Below are 14,347 nucleotides of genomic sequence, written 5' to 3' on the forward strand. Positions count from 1 at the left end.
AGCAGATGGCAAATCCTCCTGAGTGTAAATGTCCACCACCTGGCCTACCGCCATGGATGGGTACCTTTGCCGATCTTATGTCATTATTGATGTGCTTTTTTGTGTTGTTGCTATCTTTTTCTGAAATGGACGTATTGAAATTTAAGCAAATTGCAGGGTCAATGAAGTTTGCTTTCGGTGTGCAAAATAAAATAGAAGTAAAAGATATTCCCAAGGGTACCAGTATTATTGCGCAAGAGTTTAGACCAGGTAAACCTGAGCCTACGCCTATTGAAGTGATCCAACAACAAACGGTCGAAATGACACAACAAATGTTAGAATTTCAGGCGGGGGATGAAACTTCCGCAGGTGGCCGCCAAGAGCAGCGTGGTACAGAGCGGGGTGGACAATCACAAAGTACGGCTGATGAAATGTCAGCGCAGGCGCGACAAAAAGCGAGTGATGAGTTAGAACAGGCATCGCAAGAACAAGTAAATGAATTGGTTAAAAAAATTGCAGATCAACTTGAACAGCAAATACAAGATGGCGCTATTGAGTTAGAGCAGTTAGGCCAACAAATTATTATTCGTATCAGAGAAAACGGTTCATTTCCCTCAGGCTCAGCTTTTTTACAGCCTCAATTTCGTCCGATCATTCAAGAAATTGGTGAGTTATTAAATACAGTGCCAGGTGAAATTATGGTGTCTGGCCATACAGATAATCGCGGTATTAGTTCTGAGTTATTCACCTCTAATTGGGATTTATCAAGCAAGCGTGCGGTAGCTATTGCACATGAGTTAGTTAACGTTGATGGCTTTGATCCTTCAAGAATGATTGTCGCAGGCCATGCTGATGCTAAACCGTTAGTACCGAATAATAATGCTCTTAATCGTCGTCGTAATCGCAGGGTTGAAATCGCTATTAATCAGGGTAAAGCTAAAGAAACAGAGCCTGTATCAATTATTTCTAGTGAGTCACAATAAGCAAAGAGCTAGGCCAACACACTCTATCTAAAAGGATCGCTAAGCGATCCTTTTTTTTCGCACATTTATCTTGCTTGATGTATAATCCGCGCCACCAAAATTCTGGATAAGTTGTTATGAGATTTATTATTAAGCTTCAGGCTGAAATTGCGATTAAAAGTAGACCTGTACGTAAACGTTTCACAAAGATTTTAGAATCGAATATAAAAAACGTTTTACGCCGAGTAGATGAGCAGGTTACGTCAAAAATTAATTGGGACAGTATTGAAGTAAATAGTAAAAATAACTCTGTAGAAAATCGCGAAAAGCTTGTGAACGCATTAACATGCATTCCTGGTGTAGCGATGATCATTGAAGTGCAACAACGTGAATTTACCGATTTACATGATATCTTTGAAAAAACACTTGAAATTCACGGCAAACATATTGAAAACAAAACTTTTTGTGTACGCGTGAAACGTACTGGAGAACATGATTTTTCTTCATTACAGGCTGAACAATATGTTGGTGGTGGGCTTAATCAAGCAGTTGATTCAGCAAAAGTACAACTGAAAAAACCTGATGTAACCGTTCGGTTAGAAATAAAGCATAAAGACTTGTTTATTGTCACTGAACGTCATAAAGGCTTGGGCGGATTTCCAATTGCCACTCAAGAAGATGTTCTTTCGTTAATGTCTGGTGGATTTGATTCAGGTGTTTCAAGTTATCAAATGATCAAAAAAGGCGCACGTACCCATTACTGCTTTTTTAATCTAGGTGGCTCAGCACACGAAGTAGGTGTGAAAGAAGTAAGCCACTTTCTGTGGAATAAATTCGGAGCATCACATCGGGTAAAGTTTTTTGCTGTTGATTTTGAACCCGTTGTTGCCGAAATCTTAGAAAACATTGAAAACGGCCAAATGGGCGTGATTTTAAAACGCATGATGATGCGCGCTGCGGCAAAAATTGCTGAAAAACGTGGTATACAAGCACTGGTTACTGGTGAAGCATTGGGCCAAGTATCTAGTCAAACTTTGACTAATTTAAATGTCATTGATCGTGTGACCGACACGTTAATATTACGTCCGTTAGCTGCTTACGATAAACAAGATATTATCGACATTGCACGCGCAATAGGCACCGAAGATTTTGCTAAAACTATTCCTGAATATTGTGGTGTGATCTCTAAAAAGCCAACAGTTAAAGCGGTACTTTCGAAAATAGAAGCGGAAGAAGAAAATTTTGATTTTTCCATTCTTGATCGTGTAGTTGAAGAAACTCGAATTTTTGATATTAAAGACATAGGCGAGCAAACCGAACAAGAAATTCGTGCCGTTGAAGAAGTATCTGAGCTAGGTGAAGGTGCTATTGTATTAGATATTCGAAGCCCTGAAGAAGAAGACGAACGCCCGCTTGAGATAGAGCATGTAACCGTGCAACATTTGCCGTTTTTTAAATTGGCCACCCAATTTGGAGATTTAGATCAAGCCAAACAATATTATTTGTATTGTGAACAAGGAGTAATGAGCAAGTTACAAGCTCTATATTTGATTGATATTGGTTTTGAAAACGTTAAAGTTTACCGACCATAATAAGAAAACGTTTTGTTATCAGCTATAATGCTGGTTAACTTGTTGATAAAGTAATGAGTTCTGCGGCACTTCTAATTGGTGTTGTGCTGCCAACTTAACAATATAGCCATTGATATGTTCAATTTCAGTGGCTTTATTTTGTTGAAAATCCGCCCGCATTGAAGAACAATTTTTAGCAGTAACCGATGCCACCTTAAAAACATTGTTGATCAGCTGCTGCAATTCTAGTTTGATATTTTCCGCTGCAGCGACCTGCGTAATTTCAAAACAAATTTTATGTATCAACTCTTGATACTGAGGTTTGAGTAATTCACCATTATCTATATTGTTAAGTGCGGTAATTGGATTGATCACGCAATTGATGGCTAATTTTATCCATTGATGATAACCAATATTATTGTGCCAAACGACACTCGGTAAGGCTTGATTCAATATAGTCGTGAGTGTTTTATGTTCTACTTCCGATGCCTGTTGCAATTTACCTAGTTGGCTTTGACCATTACCTGTATGAGTGATAGCAAAGTTATCTGTTTTTTTGCTGCCATGGGTAGTAAGCAAGGTAAGAACACTTTGCTTAGGTAGTACAGCATGAATATCGTTTGGTGCAATAATGCCGTTATGGCATAAAATGATCGTTGCTTTTTCATTTAAGTAAGCTTGATACTGCTTTAATGCAGGTAAAATATCGTAAGCCTTTAAACACAAGAGTACGACATCCGCAAGTTGAAGTTGTTCTTTGTTTATAATGTTAAGTGGTATCACCGATAACTGATTATCGTAGGTGGTCAGTGACATATTAGTATCAGTAGTCACTGCGCGTTGTGAACATAACAATGCCGGGGAATGCTCAGTGCTTACTAGGTGTGAATACCATAATAAGCCGATTGCACCTTGTCCTATTACGACTATTTTCATTAACGAACTCGCTGGAAATACATTAACTTGAGCCATTTCAATGTGATAAAGGTTAAAATCCCGACAGTATCGGCGATAAAATCACTTAACTCAGGGTTTCTGAAACCTAGATACCATTGCCCTATTTCTGTTAGCGCAGCATAAAAAATTAATGCGATAGATAATGTGATTAAAGGAAAGCGACAAGCGCTATGTAAAAACCAAGTTAATAGAAAAAATCCCAGCATATGACCAATAGAGTCAATATCAGTGCCTCGGCTAATAATAGCTTCTAAATCTTTAGCGAGTAAGCTAACACCAGTGATTATGAGAATAAAAACAAATAGAATAAGCAAAAGCTTTTGGCTGTTCATGTTGTATGATTATGATTTGTCGCACGAAAGTTACATCATATCATGAGAGATGAATAAAAAAATGCCATGGATATTGGTTTTTAGCAATTCTAGATTTTGTTATGATGTCATTAACGATGATTAAATGAGAAAATATTATGCCATCAATGGATATTGTATCTGAGATTAACATTGAAGAAGTACGTAATGCATCTGAGAATGCAACTAGAGAATTAAGTACACGTTTTGACTTTAGAGGGGTTGAAGCGAGCTTTGAATGGAAAAGCCCAAATGTGGTGGTAACTGCAGAAGGTGATTTTCAAATTAAACAATTAGTTGATATGTTACGTAATCAATTAACGAAACGTAACGTTGACCCACAATCAATGTCTGTGGGAACTCCTGAATTTTCAGGGAAAAAATGCTCGGCGACTTGTAGTTTTAAAGAAGGAATTGATCAGCCTACAGCGAAAAAAATCGTTAAAGCAATAAAAGATAGTAAGCTCAAAGTGCAGGCTGCAATTCAAGGTGAGCAGGTACGTGTTACCGGTAAAAAACGTGATGATTTGCAATCTGTAATGAAGTTAGTAAGAGAACAAGAATTAGAACAATCGTTTCAATTTACCAATTTCCGCGATTAATCCTGCTGCTCCTATGTATTAGCGCTTATTTTAAATCCGTTTAAAAAGCGCTAATAATCCACTGCTGTTGAAAAAACAATCTATTTGGTATCGTCTACTTTACAGCTGTTCCGAGATTCTGAAAAATAATCCTTATTATTGAACTTAAAAAGCTGTTTTTATTGGCTGAGATTAAGTAAATTAATCCGAAGTCTAGGGCTTATTAGTTTTAAGTGTATTTTTTACTGAAACAATCTTTGCATGATTTTACTTTTTTTACTGATTTTTTAAGTAGAAATTGAGAACTTAAGTACTGATTAGATAATAAGAACATTAACGAGCAGCTTGCATGTTTAACTGAATGCACTCAAATGTTTCGTTCTTTTAATTAAGCATGTAAGTTTTATTACGCAAACTGCATACTTAATTGATGTAAATTAATATCATCAATAGTTAACACGCCCTAATTATGAATATATAAATAACAATAAAGAAAGGTTTTCATGGCTACGTCTCGTGGAGAGTTCAGCTCTCGTATTGGTTTTATTATGGCTGCTGCTGGCTCAGCAGTAGGATTAGGGAATATTTGGGGATTTCCAACTCAAACAGCAAGTAATGGCGGCGCAGCTTTTGTTTTTGTGTATCTGATTTTAGCGTTTTGTTTAGCCTATCCTGCGTTTATGGCGGAATTATTAATTGGTCGGTATGGTCAAGCGAATGCAGTCACTTCTTTGCAAAAAATGTCGCGTACGAAAGGCCACAAACAGTTTGCTTTTCTTGTTGGTTTTGGTGGGGTTATTTGTGCAGCGCTTATTCTAAGCTTTTATGGCATTATTGCCGGCTGGATGATGTCTTATGCCATAGAGCCTGTCGCTCATTTTGTTGGTGCAGGAAATAGTGCTGAATGGGTGGTCTCGCAATCTTTGACACGAAATGTTCTGTTTACAGCTTGTTTCATGTTTTTAACCATTTTTGTTATCAGACGCGGCGTTGAAGACGGCATAGAGAAATGGTCAAAGCGCCTGATGCCATTATTAATCGGTTTACTGGTTTTACTGATAGGTTATGTTTTTACCTTAGAAGGCGCTAGTGAAGGACTCAATGCGTATTTAAATCCTGATTTTAGTCGCGTGTTAGATCCAGGGCTTTTGATCAGCGCAATGGGACAAGCCTTTTTCTCGTTATCACTTGGTACCAGTGTGATGGTTATTTATGGCTCATATATTTCTAAGAAAGAAAATTTAGTTTCGTTAGGAGCACAGGTAACGTTAATAGATGTGAGCATTGCGTTTTTAGCAGGGTTACTCATTATTCCAGCGATGTATGTTGCACAAGCACAAGGTGTTGCTATTTTTGCTGATGATGGCAGCCTAATATCAGGTTCAGGATTGGTGTTTGCTGTATTGCCGGCACTTTTTGATACGATGGGTAGTATGGGGTTAACGGTTGGTTTTGCTTTTTTTGTACTGATGTCAGTTGCTGCATTAACATCGAGCATTTCAATGCTAGAGGGGCCAGTATCATACGTTGTTGAGCGCCATAACATTGAACGTAAAAAAGCGACAACGTTTATTGGTATTCTGATTTTCTTAATGAGCGTTGGTATTATTAGCCAATTAAACGTAATGCTAGATTTTGTTGCAACCCTTGCCACAGAGTACGGTCAACCCATTATTGCGATGCTTTGTTGTATATTTGTCGGTTGGATTTGGCACCGAAATGATATACTTAAAGAAATTCAATCAGGCAATGAAAAAGTTGAGCACTCAATTTTTTGGAAAATTTGGCCTTGGTATACTAAATTTGTTTGTCCTACGGCGATTGCAATCGTATTTATTCATTCTTTACGTTAATAAAAGGCGCAATGCGCCTTTTTTATCCATCAACAAATTCAGTCACTTGCTGAACAGAGGCTGCACCTACTTTTCGATCAACAAGCTCACCATCATTTAATAAAAGTAAAGTAGGTATGCCTCTTACGCCATATTGCGCCATTAAATCTGGTGCTTCATCGGCGTTCACTTTTATCACTGTTAACGCTGAATTTTCATTCGCAACTTGTTCGAGTACTGGTGCAATCATTTTACATGGGCCGCACCAAGGCGCATAAAAATCTACTAGCACTTTACCTTTGGATGTTAGCACTTGTTGTTGAAAATCTTCTGATGTTATTTCTTTCACACTGCTCATGTTCTTCCCCGTTTATATAACAATAAATGAAGAGAAGATTATATTTTACTTGATATTGTTTTATTAGTCGGCTTAAATGGAATTTATTGTTCTATTTATGAGATAAAAGTGCAGAATAAACGGAATTCACTAGCACTCGATAACTATCGTTTTTTTGTCGCGATTGTTGAAGCTGGTTCATTAACGAAAGCGTCCGCGGATCTAGGTATTCCAAAATCAAAATTAAGCCGACGATTGGCTCAATTAGAACAGCAGTTGGGAAGCCAATTGTTGATCCGAACTACGCGCACAATAACACTCACAGAATCTGGTCATTTATTATATCAACAGTGCCAACCGCATGTAGCAGCGCTTACTGATGTAGAACAGTTTATTTATGACAGTCATCATCAGATCAAAGGCGAATTAAAGCTATTACTCCCATTAGAGTTTTTCAACCAAGTTATTGGTGAATTAATTACAACATTTGCAACGCAATATTCTGATTTACAAATCCAATGTCAGCATTATACGGGGACAACCCCACCATATGATCACCAATTCGATTTGGTGTTTGTTTTGCATGAGGGTTCCCTACCAAACTCAAATTGGATCAGCAAAAGTTTATTAAGTTTTTCTCAATCCATCTATGTCAGTGAACGGGATAGTTCTGTCTCGGTGAATGAGATTGCACAACTTAATAATATTGATGCTATTCTTGCTGACAGATCAGAAACATGGTTACTTCGAGAGCATGGAAAAGTGACTGAATTAAACCCGAAGCCTGTCATGATGCTAGCGAGCCCTGAAATGCGCGCAAAAGCCTGTGAGCAAGGAATTGGTGTTATTAAGCTGCCTGACTACATTGGTAAACAAATAAAAGGGATTAAAACGTTGAACGTTTCTGCACCAGTTGTTGCTCAACAATTATCAGTACTTTATCACAGTAGGAATATTCCTCTTAAAACGCGGATTTTTTTAGATTTTTTCCAAAGTAAAATTGGCTGTCTTTCTTCATGACTATGATTAATAACAATCGAAACTATTGTTTAAATACAATTTGATATTATCTTCGCTTTTGTTATTTATGATATACTTACACGTAGCTTGTATTTGCTCTTTTCTCTGCATTTAGAAGAATTCAAACAACCAAGGACGACTGCTTGAAAAACGTTTTTAAAATAGCTTTATTCATCTGTATCACCACTCACTTTTCTGCGCAAAGTCAGCAAACAGCCTTGTCTGTTGTAAACGTAGTCGGTGAAAACTTACCGCCGTTTACGTTGCCTGATGGCTCTGGGCAGCAATTTGATGTGGTTCGCGCTATTTTTGAACCATTAAATTTGTCAGTAGCGATTGAAGTGTATCCTTACAAACGGGCTGTTGCTTTAGTTGAGCGCGGTGATGCTGATATGATGATTGGTATGTTAAAAGATGATAATCATCAATTGAGTTATTCGGCATATCCTCATGATGTTGATATATTAATAGCAATATTTAAAGAAAATAATGTTGATAAATGGCAAGGTATTTCAAGTTTACATGGTAAAAATGTCACCATGGTAACGGGTTTATCTAAACCTATTAAAGCTTACCTTCCAGAGGTTGAATTTGATATGTCAGAAGTGGGAACACGTGAACAGGCAATCAGTAAACTAAAGCATTCCCGAACTGACTACATGATTGATTCTGAAGGTTCATATCTTACCGAAATGACTGAAAACGCTTCTGCCATTAATTTTATCACTAAACCAATCGGTGTTTTACAAATCCATGTTGCTTTTGCCACCACCGATCGTGGACAACGATTAAAGACGCTCTGGGATAAACACTTTATTGACTTTATTCAAAGTGATAAAGCAGAGGAAATATATCGAAAATGGCATCTATCGAGAGAGTATAACAATACCAAACGCTTTTTTGCCCAGCAGTTAAATTAGTACCGTTAATACTTTTTAGGCCATGGAAGTTGCCAAGGGTCTCGAATTGCATTAATAGCAGTTAAACAGCCAGTGGTTAAAAAATGTGCACCTGAGTTTGGTTGTACTTGATACTTGTATTGCTGTTCATTGAGAGTAAACGATAAACCAAAAGCATGAAGATAACCTCGATCCGCTGTAGATTTAGCGTAATAATTGTCACCTAGAATAGGGCTACCAATGCTTGAAAGTGCTACTCGAATTTGATGCGTTTTTCCTGTCAGTGGTTTTATCAAAAATAATCTCGATTGAGGTGTCAGTGAATAACTGAAAAATTGTGATTTGGCAGGGTTATGCATCGAGCGAGTTAATTTCCACATACCACGACGGCTTTTCTCCATATCGCCAGCGATTAACCCTTGTTTTTTCTTCGGTTTTTTATCGGAAATTGCAAGATAAAATTTAGTAATTTCTTTGCGCTCAAAACGCTGTTGGAACCTCTGCGCAGTTAATTTATTTTTTGCAAAAATAAGTAAACCTGAAGTTATTTTATCCAACCTATGCACAGGATAAAGATGTGCTAATTTCACATGCTGTTTTACAAGATTGTGTAAGCCTAATTCATTGCCTTCATCGTGAAAACTAACATTTGCAGCTTTATTAATGATAATAAAGTCTTGCTGCTCATCGACAATGGTAAACGGCTCCATTAGAAGTTTAAGCCTATCAGTGTATAGATGATCAAAGTGAGGCTACCTGCCGTTAGTGCATAAGGTAATTGTGTTTTTACATGTTCGTAGTGGTCACAACCACTTGCAATAGAAGCAACCACGGTGGTGTCTGATATTGGTGAGGCGTGATCACCAAAAATACCGCCACCTAATACGGCCGCGACAAGAAACTCGATCGGTAAGCCAGTTTGTTGCGCTAAAGGAACCGCGATTGGCACTAAAATAGCAAATGTTCCCCAAGATGTTCCTGTCGCAAATGCCATAAACCCGGCAGCGAGGAATAGAATGGGGGCAATAAAATACAGCGGAACTTCAACGTTAAGCAATTGGCTAACATATATACCTGTGCCTAGCGATTTTATTGCATCGCCAAAGGCAAAAGAAAGTATCAAAATTGCTACGGCAGGAGCCATATGTTTGATGCCCAGTAAAGCATGTTTAGCGATATTTTTCCAAGACATCACACCGTAAACTTTGATCATGGTAATTAAAATAATCACCGCACTTACGATCGCCCAAAAAACAGAAAACGAACCTGATCCTTGTCGCATATCACCGTTACCGGTAAACCAAAGCAAAGATAGAGTAATGGTTAACAAAGATAACAGTGGTAACCACATAATAATGGCAGGAGATATTTTTTGTTTTTCTGCTGTTTTTTGATCAATAATGCGTGATTTAGCGTATTTAAGCGGGCCGAAAGTTCTACCACTTGCCGCTGTATAATAAGCAAATAATACCGCTATGATCGCGTAAAAATTATAACTAATCGTACCAACAAGTATACCAACAGGGTCGTTTAATTGGTGGCCATCAAGTAAACCAAGAACATACGCACCCCAACCATTAATTAAAAAAAGAATACTGATAGGGGCACAAGTTGAGTCAATAAGATAAGCTAACCTAGCACGACTAAGTTTATATTTATCAAATAACGTTTGGCTTGCCATTCCGGCGGTAAAAATACTTAAATTAGTATCGGTAAAAATACTAGTGCCAACAAAGGTAGGCAGTAATGCTGCTTGTTTTGAGTTTTTGACTAAATTAACTTTTGCTAAAGAATCAATAAAACCATTTACGGCTCCTGATTGGTTCATTAGTGTTACCAGAGCACCAATAAGCAAACTAAAGCTTATGATATATATGTTGCCAATTGAATCAAACACACCAGCTAAACCGAACGCTGTACTTGTGACGCCATTGATTGGGTGCCAGTTTTCAATCATGATAAAGCACAAAACAATACCGCAGAATAATGCCAATAAGGCATTTTTACGCCAGATTGCGATTACGATGGCGACAATGGGGGGAAGTAAGCTAAGTGGACTGTCTTGCATGAGATTACAACGATTATTATTTTGCGACCAACTTTACCTTATGTTGCTATTATTAGAAACAGTAGAAGGAATATTTGCGAGAAGTTTGCCGCCAATTGGAATTTTATGAGTAAACATGCGGTCATGGTATCTAGCATGAATAACTACTTTCGTATAAACGTTTTTACAAAAGCTATTACAGCAGAATATAACAAGCGGATTATTTTATTTAACAATTATTAAATAAGCATTGAAAAGCAATCTTTTAGCCATACATCTTTAAGCAGAAATCGCTCGATGCAATAGGACCCATTTTGACACTATCTTTTCAACAGAAAATTAACGTTCTTAGCGAGGAACGGAATAAAGCTGCGCTAACAGAAATAGGACGGGGCATCGAACGCGAAGGGTTAAGGGTACTCGCTGAAGGTAAGTTATCACAGCATGGTCATTATCAGGCATTAGGTTCAGCCCTAACTCATCCAAATATCACCACAGATTATGCAGAAAGCCTATTGGAATTTATTACTCCAGTAAGTCATTCTGTAGAACAAACAATTGCGCAATTAAAAGATATTCAGAAATATACTTTTACACATATAAATGGTGAACTTATTTGGCCGACGAGCATGCCGTGCTTTGTTGACGACGAAGACAATATCGCCTTAGCGTATTTTGGCCAATCTAACATCGGTAAAATGAAAACCATATATCGACAAGGTTTAAAAAACAGGTATGGTAGTATGATGCAAGTAATTGCAGGCATACATTTTAATTTTTCATTTCCTAAATCGTTTTGGCAATTATTTAAAGCGACAGAAAGCTCGTCAATGAATGATCAGGATTATATTTCAGCTGGTTATTTTTCTTTATTAAGAAATTATAAACGCTATTGTTGGTTGATCCCTTATCTGTACGGAAGTTCTCCGGCAATATGCCCGTCTTTTTTACAAGGCAAAAAAACAAAATTACCCTTTAAAACATCTGAGAGTGGTTACATTTATCTAGAGCATGCAACCAGTTTACGCATGAGTGATCTTGGTTATACCAATAGTGAACAGTCGGCATTAAGGATTTGTTACAACAATATTGATGATTATATTTCAGGCGTGCAAGAAGCGATAAGTTTAGGCTCAGATAAATTTGCAGAAATAGGCATAAAAGTTGATGGCATCTATCAGCAGTTAAATGCAAACGTATTGCAAATTGAAAACGAGCTATATGCGCCTGTGCGACCAAAACAAGTTGCTAAATCTGGCGAGAAACCTTCTCAAGCGTTAAGTCGCCGAGGAGTTGAGTATGTGGAAGTTCGGGCGCTTGATGTAAATCCTTTTGTCGATACTGGCATCAGTGAACAGCAAATTTATTTTCTTGATATATTTCTTACCTTTTGTGCGCTTAAAGAAAGCCCAGAGCCACTTTGTGAAATGCAAAAAATCTGTGATAAAAACATGGATGATGTAGTGATGCGTGGTAGAGATCCTGCGTTATTACTCGAAAATAACGGCGAAAAAGTATCGTTAAAGGCATGGGGTAGAGAACTTTTTGCTGAAATGCAGCACGTTGCAGCGTTACTTGATGATGCCAACAATACTGCTAAATATCAGCAAGCGTTAACGATTGAGCTCGATAAGATTAATGATCCTGAAAAAACGCCATCGGCTAAATTACTGAAAATTGTTCAAGGTAATCAGCAAAGTTTAACGGAGTTTACCCTACAGCAAGCAATCAGTTATCGTGAAGATGCGTTAAAACGTGATTATCAATATTATGATGAAGCTTATTTTAATGAACAAGCTGATAAATCAATTGCTCAACAAAAAAGTATTGAACAAAGTGATACTTTACCTTTTGATGAATTTTTAACACAGTATTTTGCGCAATAATTTTCAACACATCGATTTATAGATACAAAGGAGCTTAAATGCTCCTTTTTTTATGGCAAAAAAAAAGCGCGTTAGGGTAACGCGCCTTAAATACAAAGAAAGCAGTCCAGGGAGGTGTTTTGCTCTCATATCATGAGACATGCTCGTTCTTTTAAAGTTCAATTTTTATTCAATTAGTATTAATAAATATCTGTTGATGCGCTTATAAATTGAATAAGCCTTTAATAAACATAAAAAAACGCGTTAATAAAAAATTAACGCGCGAATCGTTCATGAAACATAAGGGAATAACACCTTCACCCTTTTTGAGTACTAAAAAATGGTTAAGTTCAAAAAACAAACAAAAAAAAGCGCATTTATATAAATGCGCAAACTAAACATGAAACACTAAGGGAATATCACTTCTTAATAGATTCGAGTGTAAAATAATAATAAAGTTCAAAATTTAAATAAAAAAAAGCGCATTAAAAAATGCGCTTATAAGATGTTCAAGGGAAACACAATATGAAAGTCTTGTAATATAAGAGTGGGTAGTTTTAAAAAAGTTCAAAGAAAAATAAATTTTTTTTCATTTTGGTAAAATAATGTTTTTCTGGCATTATAAAAGCGTGAAAAACGTAGTTATGTGGCCTTATGAATAAAATACCTGTTTTAATTTTTGTTATCCTTTCAACGTTGTTATTAAGTAGCTGCGCTACACCACCACCCAAAAATCCAGAAAACCTGTGTGAGATATTTAGAGAGCACCGTGATTGGTACTTTGCTGCTAAAGATGCTCGTGATCGATGGGGAACCCCAATTCATGTTCCTATGAGTATGATGTATCAAGAAAGTTCGTTTCGAAATGATGCATTGCCGCCTAGAGATTATTTACTTGGTTTTATACCTTGGGGCAGAGTAAGTACTGCTTACGGCTATTCACAGGCCAAAACGATGACTTGGAAAGATTATGTAAGAGAGACTGGTAATTCAGGTGCCGATCGTGATGACTTTGACGACGCTATTGATTTCATGGCGTGGTTTATTTTTAAAACAAACAAAATTAATCGCGTGTCAAAGTGGGATGGTTATAACCAGTATTTAAACTACCATGAAGGGTGGGGTGGTTTTCAAAGAAAATCTTATGTAAAAAAGCAGTGGTTAGTGAAAGTAGCAAGAAAGGTTGATAATCGTGCTCGACGTTACAGTGGCCAATTAAAATCATGCGAAGCTGAACTAAATGAAAGTAGTTTATGGCGTTGGTTGTTTGGTTAACAACGTGGCATAGCTCAACGTTTCACCGCCCTTTGGATAACTTTTAGACGAAGGGTGTGTTTTCTCAGCATCTGCGACTTTATTTAGCGAAAAACAGGTGGTTTTGACGTAAATAAATTAAGATGTTCTCTTGTTATATTTACAGGATTTAATACCTAGTTTTTCGTAGAAACGTACAAATATTTAACAATCTTATCACTTCCCTAAAACTGCAATGACTGTAGCATTTTTCTTGCCAAAGACGTTATTTTTATTGAAAATTGCTGCAAGTGCTCGTCGGGTATGGTTTTAAAAAAAATGTTAAAAAAACTTCATTTTTTTCATAAATAAATATTGCAAAAACGAAGTCCTCATTTCTTATGGCTTCGCATTTGTTTTCCACAGAAATTGTGGAAATGTTAATTACAGTAAATGTCTGTGGATAACTTTGTGTTTAACTTTATGCACAGTTTCTTTTGCTTGATACAAAGCAATATGAATGACGTTTGATTATTTCGACTAAATTTATTCAAATGTCGCGATCATGAACAATATTCGTTTAAGCGGTTTCTGCTATCATCAGAGTGATTAAATACAGGTAACAGCCCTTAACTAAAACCAATGAGGTTTATACCTTGTGTAGCGTTATGAGCAAGTCAGTATTGGATCACAATTCTACTTAGCTAATAGCTA

13 protein-coding genes are annotated in these 14,347 nt (G+C 37.0%); 8 read left to right on the forward strand and 5 right to left on the reverse strand.

Features of this window, described 5'->3' with window-relative positions:
* Nucleotides 1–5 precede the first annotated feature (5 nt).
* Nucleotides 6–962, forward strand: a complete 957-nt coding sequence (locus Q4489_RS04905; RefSeq protein WP_074500370.1) for a flagellar motor protein MotB — start codon at nucleotides 6–8, stop codon at nucleotides 960–962.
* A 116-nt stretch (nucleotides 963–1,078) separates the two neighbouring features.
* On the forward strand, nucleotides 1,079–2,533 hold the full coding sequence (gene thiI / locus Q4489_RS04910) for a tRNA uracil 4-sulfurtransferase ThiI (protein ID WP_303477789.1): 1,455 nt from the start codon (nucleotides 1,079–1,081) through the stop codon (nucleotides 2,531–2,533).
* Nucleotides 2,534–2,551: 18 nt separating this feature from the next.
* Here thiI and Q4489_RS04915 read toward each other — a convergent pair whose 3' ends face one another.
* Nucleotides 2,552–3,448, reverse strand: a complete 897-nt coding sequence (locus tag Q4489_RS04915; protein WP_303477791.1) for a ketopantoate reductase family protein — start codon at nucleotides 3,446–3,448, stop codon at nucleotides 2,552–2,554.
* Nucleotides 3,448–3,801 (reverse strand): VanZ family protein, encoded by a 354-nt coding sequence (locus tag Q4489_RS04920; RefSeq protein ID WP_303477793.1) that lies wholly within the window; start codon nucleotides 3,799–3,801, stop codon nucleotides 3,448–3,450. Before Q4489_RS04920 ends, Q4489_RS04915 begins: the two co-directional genes overlap by 1 nt.
* A gap of 137 nt (nucleotides 3,802–3,938) precedes the next feature.
* On the opposite strand from Q4489_RS04920, the gene Q4489_RS04925 reads away from it, so the two are divergent.
* Both Q4489_RS04925 and Q4489_RS04930 read left to right on the forward strand, forming a co-directional pair.
* On the forward strand, nucleotides 3,939–4,421 hold the full coding sequence (locus tag Q4489_RS04925; protein ID WP_303477795.1) for a YajQ family cyclic di-GMP-binding protein: 483 nt from the start codon (nucleotides 3,939–3,941) through the stop codon (nucleotides 4,419–4,421).
* Between the two features lie 482 nt (nucleotides 4,422–4,903).
* Entirely contained in the window at nucleotides 4,904–6,253 is a 1,350-nt protein-coding gene (locus Q4489_RS04930) for a sodium-dependent transporter (protein WP_303477797.1), read from the forward strand.
* 22 nt (nucleotides 6,254–6,275) lie between these two features.
* Here the strand turns inward: Q4489_RS04930 and trxA are convergent, their stop codons facing one another.
* Nucleotides 6,276–6,590, reverse strand: a complete 315-nt coding sequence (gene trxA, locus Q4489_RS04935; protein WP_303477799.1) for a thioredoxin — start codon at nucleotides 6,588–6,590, stop codon at nucleotides 6,276–6,278.
* 108 nt (nucleotides 6,591–6,698) lie between these two features.
* Between trxA and Q4489_RS04940 the strand changes: the two genes are divergently transcribed.
* Entirely contained in the window at nucleotides 6,699–7,589 is an 891-nt protein-coding gene (locus Q4489_RS04940) for a LysR family transcriptional regulator (protein ID WP_303477801.1), read from the forward strand.
* A 143-nt stretch (nucleotides 7,590–7,732) separates the two neighbouring features.
* Nucleotides 7,733–8,509 (forward strand): ABC transporter substrate-binding protein, encoded by a 777-nt coding sequence (locus Q4489_RS04945; RefSeq protein ID WP_303477803.1) that lies wholly within the window; start codon nucleotides 7,733–7,735, stop codon nucleotides 8,507–8,509.
* Nucleotides 8,510–8,514: 5 nt separating this feature from the next.
* On the opposite strand, the gene Q4489_RS04950 is transcribed toward Q4489_RS04945, so the two are convergent.
* Nucleotides 8,515–9,198 carry a TIGR01621 family pseudouridine synthase gene (locus tag Q4489_RS04950; RefSeq protein WP_303477805.1) on the reverse strand — a complete coding sequence of 228 codons (684 nt, stop codon included), beginning with the start codon at nucleotides 9,196–9,198 and terminating at the stop codon, nucleotides 8,515–8,517.
* Nucleotides 9,198–10,556, reverse strand: coding sequence for a Na+/H+ antiporter NhaC family protein (locus tag Q4489_RS04955; RefSeq protein WP_303477806.1), 1,359 nt, complete (start codon nucleotides 10,554–10,556; stop codon nucleotides 9,198–9,200). The genes Q4489_RS04950 and Q4489_RS04955 overlap by 1 nt, the downstream gene beginning before the upstream one ends.
* Nucleotides 10,557–10,849: 293 nt before the next feature.
* Here Q4489_RS04955 and gshA point away from each other — a divergent pair, with 293 nt between their 5' ends.
* Together gshA and Q4489_RS04965 are read left to right on the forward strand one after the other, a co-directional pair.
* Entirely contained in the window at nucleotides 10,850–12,421 is a 1,572-nt protein-coding gene (gene gshA, locus Q4489_RS04960) for a glutamate--cysteine ligase (RefSeq protein ID WP_303477808.1), read from the forward strand.
* A 633-nt stretch (nucleotides 12,422–13,054) separates the two neighbouring features.
* On the forward strand, nucleotides 13,055–13,675 hold the full coding sequence (locus Q4489_RS04965) for a hypothetical protein (RefSeq protein ID WP_303477809.1): 621 nt from the start codon (nucleotides 13,055–13,057) through the stop codon (nucleotides 13,673–13,675).
* Nucleotides 13,676–14,347 lie beyond the last annotated feature (672 nt).

It is taken from the genome of Thalassotalea sp. 1_MG-2023, assembly GCF_030546745.1.
Classification (GTDB): Bacteria; Pseudomonadota; Gammaproteobacteria; order Enterobacterales; family Alteromonadaceae; genus Thalassotalea_C.